Here is an 18,456-nt window from a genome sequence, read left to right as displayed (position 1 = left end):
CGTTGAGTTCAACACTTGATGAGTTCCCCGGGAGGAATGATGTCCGAAGCGATCGAGGTCCGCGACCTCGTCGTGAGACGCGGGAAGAAGACGGTTCTGGACGGCTTCTCCTGTGTCATCCCGCGCGGCAGCGTCACCGGCCTGCTCGGCCCGAGCGGCAGCGGCAAGACCACGCTGATGCGCGCCGTCGTCGGCGTGCAGATCGTCGCGTCCGGCACGGTGACGGTGCTCGGCCACCCGGCCGGCTCCACGCCGCTGCGCCGCCGGATCGGTTACCTGACCCAGGCGCCGAGCGTCTACGCCGACCTCACCGTGGCGGAGAACGCCCGCTATTTCGCCTCGCTCTACGGTCTCAAGGCGGCCGCCGCCGACGAGGCGGTCGAGGCCGTCGGCCTGACCGCGGCGCGCGGGCAGCTGGTGGCGAACCTGTCCGGCGGCCAGCGCAGCCGCGCGTCGCTGGCCTGCGCGATCGTCAGCCGGCCCGAGCTGCTGGTCCTCGACGAGCCGACCGTCGGGCAGGACCCGGTGCTGCGCGACGAGCTGTGGGACCACTTCCGCCGGCTCGCCGCCGACGGCGCCACCGTCCTGGTGTCCAGTCACGTGATGGACGAGGCCAACCGCTGCGACCGGCTGCTGCTGATCCGCGAGGGCGCGCTCATCGCCGACGACACCCCGGCCGGCGTCAAGGCGGCCGCCGGCGTCGACGACCTCGACCAGGCGTTCCTCAACCTGATCCGGCGCCAGGAAGAAGAGGTGGCGGCATGACCGAGCGAAGCGAGCGTCATGATCGCGCCCTTGTCCGGGAGTTGGGAGACTCGGCATGATTCTCGCGAGCACGATTCGGCGGATCCTCGGCCAGCTGCGGCACGACCCGCGGACCATCGGCCTCATCGTGGTGGTCCCGACGCTGCTGATCACCCTGATCTACTTCATGTACGAGGGCCAGCCCGCCGTCTTCGACCGGGTCGCCCTCACCATGCTCGGCGTCTTCCCGTTCATCGTGATGTTCCTGATCACCAGCATCGCCATGCTGCGGGAACGCACCACCGGCACGCTGGAGCGGCTCTTCACCACCCCGGTCGGCAAGATCGATCTGTTGTTCGGCTACGGCGTGGCGTTCGGTGTCGCGGCCGCCGCGCAGGCCACGGTCGCGGCCGCCTTCTCGTACTGGGCGCTGGACATGCGGACCGCCGGCAGCATCGGCCTGGTCATCCTGATCGCGGTCGCCAACGCCGTGCTCGGTGTCGCGCTCGGCCTGCTGTGCAGCGCCTTCGCCCGCACCGAGTTCCAGGCGGTGCAGTTCATGCCGCTCGTGGTGGCGCCCCAGCTGCTGCTCTGCGGGCTGTTCGTGCCGCGCGACGAGATGGCCGGCTGGCTCCAGACGATCAGCAACGTGCTGCCGATGTCCTACTCCGTGGAGGCGCTGACCGAGGTGGGTGTGCACGCCGAGCCGACGGGCATCATGTGGCGGGACCTCACCGTCGTGGTGGGATCGATCGTGGTGGCCCTGATCCTCGGCGCGGCCACCCTGCGCCGGAGGACCGCTTAGGGCGTACAGGAAAAGGGGTTTGATGGTGCGACGGACCGGACGCCGGCCCGGCAACCCGGACACGCGCGAGGCGATTCTCGTGGCCGCGCGCAGCGCGTTCGCCGAGAAGGGGTACGACGGCGCCTCGATCCGCGCGATCGCGACCGGCGCCGGGGTGGACCCGGCGCTCGTGCACCACTACTTCGGCACCAAGGACAAGCTGTTCCTGGAGACGATGAACTCGCCGGTCGACCCGCTCGACCTGATCAACGAGGCGACCGCGGGGGAGCGGGACGAGATCGGTGTCCGGTTCGTCCGCGCCTTCCTCACCATGTGGGACGGGCCGCGCGGCGCCGCCGCCGTGGCGCTGCTGCGATCGGTCGTCGGCACCGAGTGGACCACCAAGCTGTTCCGCGAGTTCATCATCACCCAGATCCTTCGCCGGGCGGTGCCCAGACTGGGCCTCGACCCGGCGGAGGCGCATCTGCGGGTCACCCTGGCGGCCAGCCACCTGGTCGGCCTCGCGATGGCCCGCTACGTGATCAAGGTGGAGCCGCTGGCCTCCGCGCCGACCGACACGCTGGTCGCCGCGGTCGGCCCGGCCGTGCAGCGCTATCTCACCGAGGATCTACCGGGCGTGTTCCCGCAGGAGGCATGAACCACGGCCCGGCGGGGCAACCACCGCCTCATGCGATGGGCGGTGATCCTGCTGACGACGCTGCTGGCCGGGTGCGCTTCTCTCGGCGAGCGGTCGTCGGCCGCCGAGGAGACCGCCCGGTCGTTCCTCCAGGCGGTCGCCGACGGTGACGGCGCGGCCGCCTGCGGCGCTCTCGCGCCGGAGACCGAGGCGGAGATCGACGCGCCCTGCGAGCAGAGCATTCTGAGTGAGGCGCTCACCGCGCCGTCGCCGGTCGCCGATTCCCGGGTGTACGGGCAGAGCGCGCTCGTCACGTTCGCGGACGACGCCGTGTTCCTGGCGGTCTTCCGGGACGGCTGGCGGGTGGTGGCCGCCGGCTGCACCTCACGCGGCGAACGTCCCTACGACTGCCGGATCCAGGGCGGGTGACGGGGTGGGTGAGGTAAATGCGATTCCAATACCTGATGCTGCTCTCGGTGGTGACACTGGGCCTGGTGTATTTCGCCGTGCTCGGGGTGCTGCACCGGTGAGGCGGGCACTGCGGGAGAACTCCCTCGGGCTTGTCTTCGGGCTGCTCTTCCTGATCGTGCTGGTGGCGCAGGGGTTCGCCGGGCACGCCGACTTCAACCAGCAGCAGATCGCCGCGGGGCTGGAGCCGGTCGGCCTGGGCCGCTACCTGACCTCGGCCTCCTTCGCCGCCGACGTGGCCGAGAACTGGCAGTCCGAGTACCTCCAGTTCTTCCTCTACATCCTCCTGACCGTCTGGCTGGTCCAGAAAGGCTCCCCGGAGTCGAAGAAGCCGGGCGAGGAGGGCCGGGAGTCGGACCGCGAGCAGAAGGTCGGCCCGTACGCCACCGGGGACTCACCCGCCTGGGCGCACGCCGGCGGACTGCGCCGGGCGCTGCTGTCCAACTCGCTCGGCCTGGTGATGGGGCTGCTGTTCGCCGGCTCCTGGCTGGCCCAGTCGATCGCCGGGGCGGCCGCCTTCAACGAGCGGCAGCTGCGTGACCTCCAGGAGCCGGTCACCTGGGCGGAATACCTGATCGAGCCCGACTTCTGGAGCCGTACGCTCCAGAACTGGCAGTCCGAGCTGCTCGCCGTCGCGTCGATGGTGATCCTCTCGATCTATCTGCGGCAGCGCGGCTCCCCGGAGTCGAAACCGGTCGGCGCCCCGCACGACGCCACCGGCGTGGAAGGCTAGGGCTCCGCGGGCATCTGCCGGGACAGGAAGCGGATCACCTCGTCCCGGGTGTGCTCGGGCACGCCCTGGAACTCCAGACCGATCTCCATGCTGTCGCCGCGTGCCATCCGGCGGACCACCCGGGCGTCGGCGCCCGCGGCCAGGCCGTCCCACGCGAACTGGACGCGCACCAGCTCACCGTCCGCGATCCGGGCGCCGGGCGGGATCATGCAGCCCAGCCCGTCCGAGCTGAGGTCGATCATCTCGGCGGTGACCGGCGCCGGCAGTGACGCCGTCTCCAACCGGACCGTCCCCTTGACCGGCAGCCGGTCGTGCCGGCGGCGCTCCAGCCGCTCGGCCACGTGGGACAGGTCCCCGATCTGGGCCATCGTCGCGTCCACGCTGTGGTGCAGGTGCCCGACGATGTCGTGCTGCTGGTCGGTGATCTCGTCGAGGTGGCGCATCGCGTTCTCGATGTCGCCGACGTCGGAGATGATCGCGCTCAGCGTCTCGCCCATCTGGGCGACGTCCGCCTCCAGCGCGGCGACCGTGCTGGTGATCTGCTCGGTGGAGTCGGCGGTCGTGTCGGCCAGGCTCTTCACCTCGTCGGCGACCACCGCGAAGCCGCTGCCGGCCTCGCCGGCCCGGACCGCCTCGATGGTGGCGTTCAGCGCCAGCAGCCGGGTCTGCGAGGCGATCCCGGAGATCACGCTGGCGATCCCGGCCACCTGGCGCAGGCTGGCGTTCAGCGCGGTGGCCGCCTCGTCGGCGCTGTGCGCCCGCCGGACCAGCGCGCTCGCCGCGTCACTGGTGATCGTCACCCGCTCGTGGGTGGCGGCCGCCGTGTCCTTGGCGGCGCCCACCTGGCGCACCACGTCCGCCAGCTTGCCGCCGATCACCTCGGCCGTGTCGTCGATCGCCTCCCGGGCCCGGCGCCGCAGCCGCTGGTTCAGCTCCCGCTGCCGGTCCTGCGCGACCTGTTCGTGCGCGTCCAGATCGCCCCGCAGCCGCTCCAACTCGGCGTCGCGCTCCCGCAGCGTCTCGGTGAGTTCCGTGATCCGCCCCGCGGCGCCCGGATCGCCCGCCCCGCCCGCGGCCGGGCGGGCACGCCGGTGAACCACGAACACACCGGCGGCCACCGCGGCCAGCGCGGCCAACAGGATCAGCCAGGTGGGCATCAGGCCCCTCCGGGCACGGTCGTCGGGAACGTTTCCGACGCTACCGTGCCCGGATACGCGGTGCAGGCCGTTCAGTCCGCGAGGATCGCGTCGATCTGGCCCATCGCCTGCCGCATGCCCTCCTCCTGGCCCATCTCGAGCAACCGCTCCATCTGCTCGGCGCTGCGGAAGACGTTGACCGTCGTCATCCGGGTGCCCGGGCCGGCCGCCTCCAGGGTGACCACGACGTGCCCGACGTCCTCCGGGTCCACCGGCTCGCCGTCGTCGCCGGCGAACCCGTCGTCGAACTCCAGACGGGACGGCTCGTCGATGTCGGTGATCGCCCACCAGCCCCGCGCCTTCGTCCCGTCCGGCCCGGTCATGTGGTAACGGACCGCGCCACCGGGCTTGAAGTCGTACCGGTCGAAGGTGGCCGGCCAGGTCGGCGGGCCCCACCAGCGCTCCAGCTTGCGCGGATCGGCCCAGACCTGCCAGACCCGGTCCACCGGCGCCGCGAACTCGGCGACGAAGGTCAGCGTCAGCGCGCCGACGTCCTTGGTGCTGCTGATGACCGTCACTGCTCCTCCTCCAGGATCTCCTCGATGGCGGCGGCCCGATGCCGCCACAACCGCTCGTACCCGTCCAGCAGCCGCGCCACCCGGCGCAGCGCCTCGACCTCTCCCCGCACGATCTGCTCCCGTCCGCGCCGGGTCTTGCTGACCAGGGCGGCCCGCTCCAGCACCACGACGTGCTTCTGCACCGCGGCGAAGCTCATCGGATAGAGGCGGGCCAGCTCCGAGACGGACATCCCGCTGCGGATCACCCGGGTCAGGATGTCGCGCCGGGTCGCGTCGGCCAGCGCGTGGAAGACGCGGTCGGCGTCGGCGACTCCGGAATCTACAACCATGTGGTTGTACGTTAGGGGGTGCGAAGGCTCCCGGCAACCCGGCTCGGCGGAATTCCTTCAGACGGGGGCCCGGCGGCCGAAGATCCGGGCCGCAGGGACGAACCTCAACGTGGAGGTGGCAGTGACCATCAGCATCGGAACATCCGGCTCGCCCTCGGCCCGCGACACGCACGCCGCCTGGCTGCGCCGGCGCGACGACGGCGGGCCGGCGTCCGGTCAGTGCAGCGTGACGAGGGCCTCGGCCAGCGCGTCGGTGGCGTACTGGACGTCGACCTCGAGCATCCGCAGCGGGCCGCCGGTCTCGGTGAGCAGCGCGGCGTGCGGGCCACCCACGTAGAACGGGGCGAACCCGAGATCCCGGATGATCCGGACGGTGGCCTCGCGGGCGTCCAGCTGGTCGGTGCAGACGTACTCGGTCAGTAGCGGGTCATGCCCGCGCCGCCGGCTGAGCACCTCGGTCGACATGGTGTTGAACGCCTTGGCCCAGTGCGCCTCGGGCGCCCATTCGATCAGGGTCTCCAGGCCGCTCAGCCCGCCCGGCATGCCGATCCCGGCCAGGCCGCCCGGGCCCGGCTCGCCGTCCGGCTCCGGGTTGGTCGCGTCGATCACCACCTTGTCGGCGAGCACGTCGCGGGTCATGTCGATCGCCTCCCGCGCCGAGGACCAGTTCGGGCTGAAGATCACCACATCGCCGAAGGCGGCCGCCTCCGGGATCGGCATCACCCGCAGCGGCGCGCCGCCGCCGTCCATCTCGGCACGCAACCGCTCCGGATGACGCGAGGTGACCGCGACCTCGTGCCCACTCTCGGCGCACCACCTGGCAAGAGTGCCGCCGAGCTGACCCGCTCCAATGACACCGATACGCATGAACCCAGGGTGCGCGCCGGGTCACCGGATCGGGTGGGGAATCCGGAAATCGCCGTAGAGCATCCGCAACTCGACCGTGACCAGGTCGTCCACCAGCGCCTCGGGGTCGGCGGCGGTGGCGAACGCGGCGGTCCGCAGATCGTCGACCAGCCCGGCCAGCACGCGCGGCGCCGGCCCGTCCGGCGCCAGGCCGGCGGCCCGGTCCCGGCTGATCCGGGCGGCGAGCCGCTCCACGTGGGCGGCCCGCAGCCCGGCCCGCCACTCGGCCAGCGGCGGGCAGCCGGGAGCGGCGGCCAGCGCGCCGGCGATCAGCCGGCCCTGCTCGCGCCAGAGCACGGCGAGCGCGGTCAGCGACCGGCGCAGCGCCGCCTCGTCCGGGCCGGAGCCCTCCAGCCACGGGCCGGAGTCGCGGCCCAGCTCGCCGGTGAGCCCGTGCAGCAGCGCCACCACGACCGCGATCTTCGAGTCGAAATAGAAGTAGAAGCTGGACCGGGAGATGTCCGCGCCGGCGGCCAACTCGTCGATGGTGATGTCGGCGAGCGGCTTCCGGGCCAGCAGGGTGCGCGCGGTCTCCAGGATGGCGCGCTCGCGCCGGTCGCCCTTGCTGGGACCACGGCGCCGGCCCGGCCCGGGAAGTGTGCTCATGCGGACACCCTAACGCGGTGTCGAGTTTTTCGACGTAGTGTCGATTCCATGAGAGAGATCCGCCTCGCGTCCCGCCCCGTGGGCTGGCCCACCGTCGACAATTTCGAGATCGCCGAGACCTCGGTCCCCGAGCCCGGCCCCGGCCAGGTGCTGATCCGCAACGTCTTCATGTCCGTCGACCCGTACATGCGGGGCCGGATGAACGACGTGAAGTCCTACATCCCGCCGTTCCGGCTGGGCCGCCCGCTGGACGGCGGCGCGGTCGGCGAGGTGGTCGCCTCGAACGCCGACGGCGTGCCGGTGGGCGCCTTCGTCAGCCACAACCTGGGCTGGCGGGAGTTCGCGGCGGCGGACGCCACCCGGGTGCAGGTGGTCGACCCGGCCGCGGCCCCGAGCCTCTCCGCCTACCTGGGCCTGCTCGGGATGACCGGCCTCACGGCGTACGTCGGCCTGTTGGACATCGCGCAGTTCCGCGAGGGCGACACCGTTTTCGTGTCCGGCGCGGCCGGCGCGGTGGGCAGCGTCGTCGGCCAGATCGCCCGGCTGCGCGGGGCCAAGCGCGTGATCGGCAGCGCCGGTTCCGCGGAGAAGGCCCGCTATCTCGTCGACGACCTCGGCTTCGACGCCGCGTTCAACTACAAGGACGCCCCGGTGCGCGAGCAGCTGCGCGCGGCCGCGCCGGACGGCATCGACGTGTATTTCGACAATGTCGGTGGCGACCACCTGGAGGCCGCGATCGGCTCGCTGAACACGTTCGGCCGGGTGGCGCTCTGCGGCGCGATCGCGCAGTACAACGACACCACCCCGGCGGCCGCGCCGCGCAACCTGGCGGCGGCCATCGGCAAGGAGCTCAACCTGCGCGGCTTCATCGTCGGCAACCACGGGCACCGGACTCCTGACTTCGTCGCCGAGGTGGGCGGCTGGCTGCGGGAGGGCCGGATCACCGCCCGGGAGACGATCGTGGACGGGCTGGAGAACGCGCCGGAGGCGTTCCTCGGTCTGCTCCGCGGGGAGAACACCGGCAAGATGGTGGTCCGGCTCTAGGTTCGCGCTGCCCGGCGTCCCGTTTTGGGCGGGTCGCCGGGTTGCTCCGCGACTGAACGGTAATTTAGTCGCTCTCGCGAGTGGCCCGGATACGGAACGTACGGTTGATCGCACTCATCCGTATGGGTGAGGTCACTGACGGAAAGCAGACACTAGCGTTTCCGCGTGGCGAATCGGTTCCAACTTTGGGGACAAGCGGGCTGGGCGAGTGCCGAGGTGGTCGGCGAAACGCACTACGCGAAGGCGATACGTGCGCTCTTCGGCGACGACTTCAACCCGCAGGGGACCGACATAACCGTCCCGGTCCAGCTCATCCCGGACCGCAACAACCGGCACGACCGTAACGCCGTCGGCGTCTGGTCCGGCTCCAGCCTGCTCGGGCACCTGCCCCGGCCGGAGGCCGCGCGGTACGTCCAGGTGCTCACCTCGCTCACCGCCCGCGACCTGATCCCCGAGGTCAACGCGCGGATCACCGGCCGGGAGTGGGTCGCCGCCGACGGCCGTCCCGCCGCCTTCGACGCCGCCATCCGGCTCGACCTCGCCGAACCGCACATGCTCGTCCCGGCCAACTCGCCGCCGTCGAGCGAGCACCGCCTCCTGCCCTCCGGCTCGGCCGTCCAGGTCGTCGGCCAGCAGCCGTCCCTCGACGCGCTGCGGCTGGTGCTGCGCCCGGAGGGGGAGTGCTGGGCGTACGTCACGCTGCACGAGATGGCCGACCACCTGGTCGAGGTGCGCATCGGCGAGGCCCGGGTCGGTGATCTCAGCCCGAAGATGAGCGGCGAGCTGCTCCCGGTGCTGCGGCACATGGCCGAGCAGGGCCTGGTCACCGCGGCCCGCGCCATCGTCCGGGGCAGCACCGACAAGAACGAGGTGATGCTCTACATCGCCCGCGTCCAGGACCTGCCGGAGAGCTGGCAGGCCCCGGCCCGCCGCCCGGCCGCCGCCCCGGCCCCCGGCCGCGGCACCGCGAGCGTTCCCGGCTCCGGCGTGGCCACGGGACCGGCCACGCCGGGCACCACCCCCGCCCCGGCCGGCAGCCCGGTCATGTCCGGTGGGCCCGCCTCCGGCGGCCTCGTGCCGAACTGGGTGACCACCGGCGAGCCGCTGCCCAGCTGGGCGGCGCCGGCGACGATGCAGCCGCCGGTGTCCCCGGCCGGCCCGTCCGCCGTGCCCGCTCCGGCGGCCCTGCCCGTGCCGGGGCATCCCACCTCGCTGGCCGACCTGCCGCCGAGCTGGGCGTCCACGGCGGACGACTCGCCGCAGTGGGCCGAGCCGGGCGCCGGCCTGCCGAGCTGGGCCGTTCCCAGCAACGGCGTGCCCACCTGGGCGGCCGGGAGCAGCGCGCTGCCCGGCCTGCCCGCCACCGGCTCGCTGCCCGGAGCCGGCGTGCCGTATCTCGACCCGCCCGCCACCCGGCCGGTCCCGCAGACCTCGACGCTCACCGAGCCGATGCCCACCCCGGTGTCTCCGGTCCCCGACGACGTCCAGGCCATGGAGATCGCCGAGACCACGGTCCTCCCGGCGCTGGCCGCCGTGGTGAAGGCCAACTCCGGCGCGCTCAGCACCATGAACTCGGTCTCCGCGGTCTCCCCGGTGTCCCCGGCGGTCGACCCGCACCCGCCGATCCCGCCCGCGCCCACCGGCATCAGGTTCGTGGTGCCGCCGGACTGGCCGACCCCGCCCGCCGGGTGGTATCCGCCGGACGGCTGGCGACCCGATCCGGTCTGGCCCCCGGCCCCCGCGGGATGGCAGTGGTGGGTCCCGGCCTGGGACTGACTTCACCTGATAAAGCCGGATACGTCGGATTAACCTGGAAAAACGGCACGGTGACCCACCTCGCCTTGCTGGAATGAGGAGATGCGGTGGGATGATGCTGACGGGCTGACCGGGCGGCCGGATGCGCGCGTACGCGGAGTGCTGGAGACCTGGCGTGCCGGTCTGCTCGACCTCAGCGCCACCAACCCGCTCATCCACGTCGACCCGTGGGGCGACGGCGTGGTGGCGATCGACGACCCCTCACCGCGCAGTGTCCTCGAAGCCCTCCAGCAGGGCCGCGAGTGCGGCTTCCTCGGCGTCGAAGAACGGCGGGAGGGGCCCCGGCCGCGCGTCGCCAACGCCTTCCAGACCCATATGACCGACGCCGAGATGGACACCGCCCTGCGCGCGCTCAGCCGCAAGGCCCACCGCGACCAGCTCGAGTACGGCATGTCCACGCTCTTCCTCGCCGTCGGCACCCTGCACTGGAAGGACGACCAGCGCGAGTACGCCAGCCCGATCCTGCTGCTCCCGGCGGACCTGGTCAGCACCGACCCACTGGACTACCCCCGGCTGCGTGCCCGCCTGGACGATCCGCTGGTCAACCCGGCGCTCGCCGTCCGGCTCAAGCGGATGGGCGTCGAACTGCCCGCCGTCGAGAGCCTGGCCGGCCTCGACGTCACCGTCTTCTGGGCCCGGCTGGACGCGGCGATCACCGAGCACCAGGAGTGGCGCACCGACGAGGCCATCCTGCTGTCCCGGTTCACCGTCCACCGCGAGGTCGTCTACCAGGACCTGGTCGACAACGAGCGGCAGATCCTTGCCCACCCGGTGGTCCGCGCGCTCGCCACCGACGCCCGGGCACAGATCGACGCGTTCAAGTTCGAGCCGATCCCCGGCCGGCGCATCGACGACGTCGCCTCACCCGACGACGTCCCGCTCGTGCTCGACGCCGACGCCGCCCAGCGGGCCTGCATCGCGGCCGCGATGTCCGGCCGCAGCTTCGTGATGCGCGGCGCCCCCGGCACCGGCAAGTCGCAGACCATCGCCAACATGATCGCCGGCCTGATCTTCGCCGGGAAACGGGTCCTGCTGGTCTCCGAGAAGGCCGCCGCCCTGGACGTGGTCAAGGAGCGGCTGGCCGGTGTCGGGCTCGACGACTACCTGCTCGAACTGCACAGCGAGCACAGCGGCCGCGACCGGGTCGCGACCACCCTCGCCGCCGCCCTCGACTTCATTCCGCTCCCACCGCCCGGCCTGTCCACCGACGAGCGGGAGGAACTGCGCGACCACCGGATACGGCTCAACGCGTACGCCGAGGCGATGAACGAGGTCCGCGAACCGCTCGGCCACCGCCTGCACGACGTCCTCGGCATGTGCGCGCAGATGATCGACGTACCGGCCGCCCCCGTCCCGCCGGCCCTGCCGATCCCGCTCACCACCCAGTCGTTGCAGACCGTCCGCGACGCCGCCGAGCGGATGGGCCGCGCCTGGCGTCCCGCGTTGCAGGGCGAGGACTTCCTGTGGCGTGAGGTGATCGACCGCAACCGGCTCGATGCCCGCCTGCACCAGGCGCAGACCGCCCTCGAACACCTCGCCGGGGCGGTCGGCACGGACCCGATGGCCGCCGCCTTCCGGGCCCGCGACCTGCCCGACGCGATCGCCCTCACCACCCTGATCGGCCACGCCGCCCGCCGTCCCGCCGAAGCCGCCGACGAGTGGCTCACCCTGCACAGCCTGGAACCGGTGTCCCACGCCGCGGAGAGCCTGCTGCGCCACCTCAAGGCGCTGCACCAGGCCGCCGACGCGGTCCGGGCGCGATCCGGCGTCACCTGGGAGTCGCTGCCCACCCCCAGCAAGCTGCCGATCGTGCCGACCCTCGTACACCTCGACCCGCCGGCGATCGAGCTACTGCCGCTCACCGCCGCCCAGGCCCGCGGCCTGGCCCGCCGCTTCGCCGACGAGGCCGACCGGCTGGAACAACATCAGCACAGCCTGGACCGGGTCACCGCCCGGCTCGGGCTGCCCAACGTGATCACCTTCTCCGACATCCACCGGGTCTCCGAGATCGTCGGCCTGCTGGCCCGGCCGGACAAACCGGAGGCCGCCTGGTTCAACCCGGCCGGGCTGGCGAACGCCCGCACCGCCGTCCGGATCCTGCGCCACGCCGTCGACGCGGCCACGGCCGCCGAGGCCAGGGCGCGCGAGCACTTCAACGAGGCGGCGCTCGCCCACCCGGTCGACGAACTGGCCACCCGGTTCGCCACCGTGCACAAGGGACTGCGGAAACTGCGGGCGCCCTACCGGCGGGACCGGAGGGCGGCCGCCGAGATCGCCCGGCCGGACGTCAAACGCTCGCAGGCGGTCGCCAACCTCGGCACCGCGGCCGCCTGGAAGAGGTCGATGCAGCACCTGGACCAGGCGGAAGACGAACACGCCCGGATCCTGGGCCGCCACTGGCGCCGCCTGGACACCGACTTCGACGCCATCGAGCGTGCCCTCGACACCGCCGACGAGGTGATGCGGGTGACCCCGCCGGAGGCTCTGCCCGCCGTCACCGAACGGGTCAGCGCCGCCACCCCGAACAACGCGATCATCCGGATCGTCAGCGAGGCCGGCCAGGAATTCGACCGGTGGACCGCCGCCCTGCACCCGCCACCCGAGCCCGCGCCCCGGCCACAGCTCGCCGCCGGGCCGATCCACGACGCGATCACCTGGTTGCGCTCCCACGTCGACCCACTGACCGCCGTGGCCGAACTCGTCCAGGCCTACAGCGCGGCCGCCGGCCGGGATTTCACCCTCGCCGAGTCGGCCGCCATCGGGATGCTGCGGGAGAGCGCCGCCGACGCGGCCGCCGCCCTGTCGGCCAACGCCGCCGAGTACGGCCGGGTGCTCGGGCCGGTGTCCCAGGGCATCCACACCGACGTCGAGGCGCTGGCCGCCGCGATGTCCTGGACCTCCGAGGCCCGGCGCATCCGGACCGGCGTCGACACGGCGTTCACCCCCGAGCAGGCCGCCGCCCTGTCCCGATCCCGGCCCACCGACGCGCTGCCGTCCCGGGTCGCCGAATGGCAGGCCGCCCGGGACTGGATCCTGCGCGCCTTCGCCCCCCGCCGGCACCCGTCGCTCACCGCCGCACTGGACGACTACGAACAGGCCCGGGAACTGATCCGGGCGCTCATCGCGGATGGCAAAGGGCAGCAGGAGTGGTTCGAGTACCAGGCTGCCCGTACCGTCCTGATCGAACACGGGCTGGACGCCGTCATAGCCTTCTGCGCCCGCGAGGACCTGCCGGTCGAGCAGATCCTGCCGGTGCTCGGGCGCGCCCTCTTCCAGTCCTGGGTGGACACCGTGATCCGCGAGGACGACCGGCTGCCACCGCTCGACGCCGCCGCCCGCGAACGGCTGGTCGAGGAGTTCCGCCTCTGGGACGAGCGACTGCAACGCGCCGCGGTCGCCGACGTGATGAACGCCGTCGACGAACTCCAGCCGACCGGCGCCGTCGCCGGGGAGGCCGCCCTGCTGCGGACCTCCGCCGCACAGGCCGCCCGTCGCCTGCCGGTCCGCGACCTGATCGGGCAGACCCGCAACGCCACCCTCGCGGTCAAACCGTGCGTGCTCACCGTGCCGGCCGACGTCAGCCGCCTGCTGCCCGCCGACCTGATCTTCGACGTGGTGATCGTCGACGAGGCGTCCCGGGTACCCGTCCCGGACGCCGTCACCTGCGTCTTCCGCGGCGCCTCGTTCATCGCGGTCGGCGACGACCGTCAGCTCACCGCCCTGCCCACCCCCGGCGGCGGCCGGTCCATCCTCGACCTCGCCATCGGCTGCGCCGCGTTTCCCGTCCTCGACCTGGGCACCCACTACCGCAGCCGGCACGAGTCGCTGATCACCTTCGCCAACCACACCTTCTACCAGCGGGCGCTCAACACGTTCCCGCCGGTCGCGCCGGCCGGACCGGACACCGGCGTCCAGCTCTTCCCGGCCGACACCGGCACCGGCGAGCACGACGTGGCCGGGATGGTCGCCGGGCGGGTCGCGCACCACTTCGTCACCCGCCCCGAACTCTCCCTCGGCGTCATCGCCTGCACCCCCGAACTCGCCGCCGAGATCGAGACCGCCGTCGCCGACATGGTCATCCCGCCGGAGCACGACCGGCTCCGCGGCTTCTTCGTCAAGGACCTGGACACCGTCCAGGGCGACGAACGCGACGTGGTCATCCTCGCCATCGGCGCCGACCTGGGCGGACTGGCCGGCACCGACGGCTGGCGGCGGCTCAACGTCGCCACCACCCGGGCCGCCCGCCGGGTCGAGGTGATCTCCTCGATCCGGGCCCATGACCTGCCCGACACCGAGGAGATGCGCCCGCTCGCCGGATACCTCGACTACGCGACCCGCGGCGAGGCGGCACTCGGCCTCGACGAGCCGGGTCCCGCCGGGCAGACCCCGTTCGAGGAGTCGGTCCGCGACGTGGTGCGGTCCTGGGGCTACCGGGTGCGTACCCGGGTCGGCGCCGGCGCCTTCCGCATCGACCTGGCGGTACGCCGCTCACCCCGCCGCAACGCGCCGTTCGTGCTCGGCATCGAGTGCGACGGAACCACCTACGACTCGGCGCCCGCCGCCCGCGACCGCGACCGGCTCCGCGAGCAGGTGCTGCGCGACCACGGCTGGCGGCTGCACCGGATCTGGGGCACCGCCTGGTATCTCGACCGGGAGAACGAGGAACAGCGGCTGCTCGCCGCCATCGAGCAGGCCCTCGCCGACCTGCCGCCGGAGGACGCGGCGCCCGAACTGACCGTCGAGGTCGGGGACGCCGCCGGCGGCGAGACGTGGGCCGAGCAACGCGAGCCGGTCACGGTCACCTCAGAGGGGTACGCCGAGGAGGTGCCGGACTACGCGGTGCCGGACTACGCGGCGGCCGGTCCCACCGCCGGGTACGAGGAGATGGTGCCGGACTACGCGGGGGCCGGTGCCACCGCCGGGTATGAGGAGACGGTGCCGGACTACGCGGCGGCCGGATCCGGTCCGGAGGAGGCCGGTCAGGCCACGGATCTGCCGATGGCCGGGATCCCGGACGGGTTCGGCGAATCGGAGGCGGAGCTCGCGATGTCCGAACCGGACTTCGGGACGGTCGCCGACGTCGATCTCGACCTGCCCGTCGACATGGCGGCCCCCATCCCCCTCGAGGACGACGCGTTCGACGCCGAGGTGGAGGAGTTCGCCGAGGAGGTGGCCGAAACCGTGGCCGAGGCGATCGCCGAGGTCGGTGCGGAGGCGGACGCCTACCGGGCCGGGGCCGAGGACCTCGAACAGCACGCGGCCGAGGAGCGGGACGGCTTTCCCGCTTCCTGGGCCGAGGGGATGCGGGCCGCCGAACCGGACCGGGGGCCCGCGTGGCCGACCTGGCCGGACGAGCCCTCGGGACCCGGCGGGCGGACCGGCCCCGGCCTGGAGCAGCCGTTCACCGCCGTGCCCACCGACTCCGCCGACACCGCTGCCTCGGCCGCGTCGGCCGGTCCGGTTGCTCCGGATGAGCAGGTTCCGGCCGCGTTCGAGCGGGTCAGCCGCGCCCACATGTGGCCCGTTCCGCCGGATCAGGTCCCGGCGATGGCCGAGCCCGATCTCGGATCCGCCGCCGGAGAGCCGGACACCCACGCGGAATCGGCTGCCGAGGGGCCGGCCGGCGTCGAGGAGCCGGTCGTCCCGGCGGAGCCCGCCGATGCGGAGCCGCGAATCGCTGCCGCGGTGTTCGAGCGGGTCAGCCGGGCCGAGCCGGGTTCCGTGGGCTCCGTGCTCTTCGCGCGCCTGGCCGAGGAGCCACGCGCCTCGCGGGCGGCATCCGAACGGATGGAACGGGGAGCGCAGCCCTCCGCGGATTCGATGCCGTTCGGGCACGGTGCGCGGGAGACCGGCGAGCCACGGGTGACCCGCCCGGTCTTCGAGCGGGTGAGCAGGGCCGAAGGGCCGCGTGCCGGTTCGGTGGGGACCGGGGAGCCCACTGTCTCGCCGGCTGTCTTCGAGCGGGTGAGCCGGGCCGAAGGGCCGCGTGCCGGTTCGGTGGGGGCTGGCGAGCCCACTGTCTCGCCGGCCGTTTTCGAGCGGGTGAGCCGGGCCGAAGAGCAGGGTATCGGTTCGGTGAGGGCTGGGGAGCCCCGCGTCTCGCCGGCCGTCTTCGAGCGTGTGAGCCGGGATCAGGAGACCCGAGCCGGCGCTGAGAAGGGGACCGGGGCGGTTTTCGGGCGCGGCACCCGTACCGAAATGGGGGAAGAGGCCGGGATGAACGTTGCTCCCGCCGTCTTCGAAAGGGTGAGCAGGGAGGATGTGGCGCGGGCCGAGGCGGCCCGGAATGCCGCGGCGCAGGCCGCCATGGCCGCCGGCGCCGAACCGGAGGCGATGGAGAGGCGGCCGGCCGCGGAAACCCCGGAGGCCGCATCGCTGTTCGTGTCCGTGGAGGAGGCGCAGGAGGCAGCCGAAGCGGCGGCGATCGCGCATGCCCGGGAAGCGGCGGAACGGGCGCGGGAAACGGAACGGGCCCGGGAAGCGGGGCTGGCCCGGCGGGCGTCGCTCGCTGAGGAGATGGTGCGGGCTCGGCAGGCGGCGCAGGGTCGGTCGGCCGAGGCGAAGAAGTCCACCAAGGCCGGGGCGGCGAAGACCGCCGAGCCGGCCGGGCAGCGGAAGGCGACCCGGCCGGTCAAGATGATGCCGGGCAAGGGAACGCCGGCGGAGGAGGAGCCCGTCAAGGTGGCCTCCCGGCGGGGGACCGGCGGCGCGGCCGCGAAGGGTGGACACGGGCTGGAGGAGTGGGCTCAGCCGTACCGGAAAGCGGAGCTCGCCCCGCTCCCGGCCGGAGCCGGTATCGCCGACCCGGGCACCCACGGGCGGATCGTCGAGGCGGTCCGGCGGATCGCCGAGGTGGAGGGGCCGGTCCACATCACGATCGCGCTGCAACGGTTGCGTGATGAGTGGGCGCTGACCCGGATCACCAAGCAGGCGCGGGCCGCCGTGGACGCGGCCATCGCCGATTCCGGGGTGGTGTGGGACGGCGAGTTCCTCAGCGACCCCGGCCAGTTGGCGCCGGTGGTGCGGTTGCGGGCCGAGGGGGTGGCCCGTAAAGCGGATCAGATCGCCGACTCGGAGCTGAGGATCGCCCTGGAACAGCTGGCCGTCGACGCGGGCGCGATCGACGTGGACGGGCTGCTCGCCGCGACCGGCCGGCTCTACGGCTGGGCGTCGCGGCGGTCGACCGAGGTGGACGCCCGGCTCACCACGATCATCGCCGACCTGGTCGCTGACGGGCGGCTGCTCCGCAGAGCCGACGGGCTCAGCGCCGCACACGATCTGCCGGATCCGCTGTCGCTGCCGCGGCACGACGCCGCCCCGGCCCGGTCGAGCCGGCGCCGGTCACGGACCTGACGGGTGAATCGTGGAGCGGGCGACCGGTGGTTCCCGGCGTGTGCCTCGACGCAGACCGGCCGCTACCGTACCGTCGGCCGCGGTTCATCCGTGCTCCCTAAGGTCCGGCCACATGCGAAAGACCATTCAGACCGGATCGCTGGCGCTGGTGCTGACCGTGACGCTGACCGGCGCGGCGCAGGCCGGCGGGCATGCGAAGGTCACCACCCCGACCCTGACCGGGTTCGCCTCGCTGCCCGCCGCCACCTTCGTGCCCGGCAGCGAGCCGTCCGGCAGCCTGATCACCGGCAACACCAACGGGTACGCGGTGCCCTTCGCCGACCAGCCGATTCAGGGCTTCTCCGGCATCGTGAACAACGGCGACGGCACCTTCGACGTGCTCTCCGACAACGGCTACGGCAACCAGGCGAACTCGGCCGACTTCCTGCTGCGCGTCCAGCGGCTGGCCCCGAAGTTCGCCACCGACACGGTTCGCGTGGTCGGTGGCATCAATCTGACCGACCCGAAAAGGCGCGTGCCGTGGAAGCTGACCCGCGAGGACCGGGTGCTCACCGGGGCCGACTTCGACGTCGAGTCGATCGTCGAGGACTCGTCCGGCGGCTACTGGATCGGTGACGAGTTCGGCCCGTACCTCCTGCATTTCGACCGGGCCGGCCGTCTGCTCTCGGCCCCGGTCCCGCTCGACGGCGTGACCGCCCCGGAGACCGCCACCCGCACCGGCACGACCGCGAACCTCGGCGGCAGCAAGGGCTTCGAGGGGCTGGCGAAGTCCCCCGACGGCCGCTACCTGTACGCGCTGCTGGAGGGCACGGTCACCGGTGACACGGCGGGCGACCTGCGGCTCAACGAGTTCGACACCCGCACCGGGAAGTACACCGGCAAGCGGTACGTCTACCGGCTCGGCGCGCCCAACCTGGCCATCGGCGACGCCATCGTGATCGACCGGAACCGGTTCCTGATCATCGAGCGGGACGGTGGCCAGGGCGCCACCGCCGTGATCAAGCGGCTCTACATCGCCGACAAGCGGGACCGGAACGCCGATGGCCTGCTCGACAAGACGCTGCTCGTGGACCTGATGAACATCGCCAACCCGCGGAGGCTGGCCGGCTTCGGCGAGACCTTCACCTTCCCGTTCCAGACCATCGAGGACGTGGTCGTCCTGGACGAGAGGACCGTCGCGGTATTGAACGACAACAACTTCCCGTTCTCCAGTGGGCGGACCGCCGGGGTGGCCGACAACAATGAGTGGATCACCATTGCGCTGCCCTCCTCGCTGCGCCCGGACAAGCGCATCTTTCCAGCTCACGGCCGCTAGATAGGCGT

Annotated in this window: 14 protein-coding genes; 9 read left to right on the top strand and 5 right to left on the bottom strand. The window is 72.6% G+C overall.

Going from position 1 to position 18,456, the window contains the following annotated elements; translation table 11 throughout:
* Positions 1-39 precede the first annotated feature (39 nt).
* The 5 genes from IEZ13_RS36735 to IEZ13_RS36715 all read left to right on the top strand — a co-directional run bounded on the left by IEZ13_RS36735 (position 40) and on the right by IEZ13_RS36715 (position 3,366).
* Complete coding sequence (locus IEZ13_RS36735; protein ID WP_183225517.1) at positions 40-765, top strand: ABC transporter ATP-binding protein; 726 nt, start codon at positions 40-42, stop codon at positions 763-765.
* A gap of 55 nt (positions 766-820) precedes the next feature.
* Complete coding sequence (locus IEZ13_RS36730; RefSeq protein ID WP_183225518.1) at positions 821-1,549, top strand: ABC transporter permease; 729 nt, start codon at positions 821-823, stop codon at positions 1,547-1,549.
* A gap of 22 nt (positions 1,550-1,571) precedes the next feature.
* The gene (locus tag IEZ13_RS36725) at positions 1,572-2,186 is read left to right on the top strand and encodes a TetR/AcrR family transcriptional regulator (protein WP_183225519.1); all 615 of its coding nucleotides are present in this window, start codon (positions 1,572-1,574) and stop codon (positions 2,184-2,186) included.
* Between the two features lie 30 nt (positions 2,187-2,216).
* On the top strand, positions 2,217-2,594 hold the full coding sequence (locus IEZ13_RS36720; protein ID WP_183225520.1) for a hypothetical protein: 378 nt from the start codon (positions 2,217-2,219) through the stop codon (positions 2,592-2,594).
* Between the two features lie 97 nt (positions 2,595-2,691).
* Positions 2,692-3,366: a DUF6766 family protein gene (locus IEZ13_RS36715; protein ID WP_183225521.1), complete on the top strand. Its 675-nt coding sequence runs from the start codon at positions 2,692-2,694 to the stop codon at positions 3,364-3,366.
* Here the strand turns inward: IEZ13_RS36715 and IEZ13_RS36710 are convergent.
* From IEZ13_RS36710 to IEZ13_RS36690, 5 genes are all read right to left on the bottom strand, one after another.
* Entirely contained in the window at positions 3,363-4,523 is a 1,161-nt protein-coding gene (locus IEZ13_RS36710) for a methyl-accepting chemotaxis protein (protein ID WP_183225522.1), read from the bottom strand. The genes IEZ13_RS36715 and IEZ13_RS36710 overlap by 4 nt on opposite strands.
* Before the next feature lie 71 nt (positions 4,524-4,594).
* Positions 4,595-5,080 carry an SRPBCC family protein gene (locus IEZ13_RS36705; RefSeq protein WP_183225523.1) on the bottom strand — a complete coding sequence of 162 codons (486 nt, stop codon included), beginning with the start codon at positions 5,078-5,080 and terminating at the stop codon, positions 4,595-4,597.
* A complete protein-coding gene (locus IEZ13_RS36700; RefSeq protein WP_183225524.1) occupies positions 5,077-5,409 on the bottom strand; it encodes an ArsR/SmtB family transcription factor in 333 nt (110 codons plus the stop codon). The genes IEZ13_RS36705 and IEZ13_RS36700 overlap by 4 nt, the downstream gene beginning before the upstream one ends.
* Before the next feature lie 216 nt (positions 5,410-5,625).
* Positions 5,626-6,276 (bottom strand): NADPH-dependent F420 reductase, encoded by a 651-nt coding sequence (locus tag IEZ13_RS36695; RefSeq protein WP_183225525.1) that lies wholly within the window; start codon positions 6,274-6,276, stop codon positions 5,626-5,628.
* A 21-nt stretch (positions 6,277-6,297) separates the two neighbouring features.
* A complete protein-coding gene (locus tag IEZ13_RS36690) occupies positions 6,298-6,921 on the bottom strand; it encodes a TetR/AcrR family transcriptional regulator (protein WP_183225526.1) in 624 nt (207 codons plus the stop codon).
* A gap of 48 nt (positions 6,922-6,969) precedes the next feature.
* Here IEZ13_RS36690 and IEZ13_RS36685 point away from each other — a divergent pair, with 48 nt between their 5' ends.
* The 4 genes from IEZ13_RS36685 (at position 6,970) to IEZ13_RS36670 (ending at position 18,448) form a co-directional block, all read left to right on the top strand.
* Positions 6,970-7,965 (top strand): NADP-dependent oxidoreductase, encoded by a 996-nt coding sequence (locus IEZ13_RS36685; protein WP_183225527.1) that lies wholly within the window; start codon positions 6,970-6,972, stop codon positions 7,963-7,965.
* Between the two features lie 216 nt (positions 7,966-8,181).
* A complete protein-coding gene (locus tag IEZ13_RS36680) occupies positions 8,182-9,741 on the top strand; it encodes a hypothetical protein (protein ID WP_183225528.1) in 1,560 nt (519 codons plus the stop codon).
* Positions 9,742-9,822: 81 nt separating this feature from the next.
* Positions 9,823-17,133, top strand: coding sequence for a DUF4011 domain-containing protein (locus IEZ13_RS36675; RefSeq protein WP_183225529.1), 7,311 nt, complete (start codon positions 9,823-9,825; stop codon positions 17,131-17,133).
* Between the two features lie 112 nt (positions 17,134-17,245).
* Complete coding sequence (locus IEZ13_RS36670) at positions 17,246-18,448, top strand: esterase-like activity of phytase family protein (RefSeq protein WP_183225530.1); 1,203 nt, start codon at positions 17,246-17,248, stop codon at positions 18,446-18,448.
* Positions 18,449-18,456: the final 8 nt, after the last annotated feature.

The organism is Actinoplanes campanulatus, assembly GCF_014647795.1.
GTDB classification, from domain to species: Bacteria; Actinomycetota; Actinomycetes; order Mycobacteriales; family Micromonosporaceae; genus Actinoplanes; species Actinoplanes campanulatus.
Note: the sequence above shows the minus strand (reverse complement) of the source record. Positions and strands in the feature narration are given on the sequence as shown.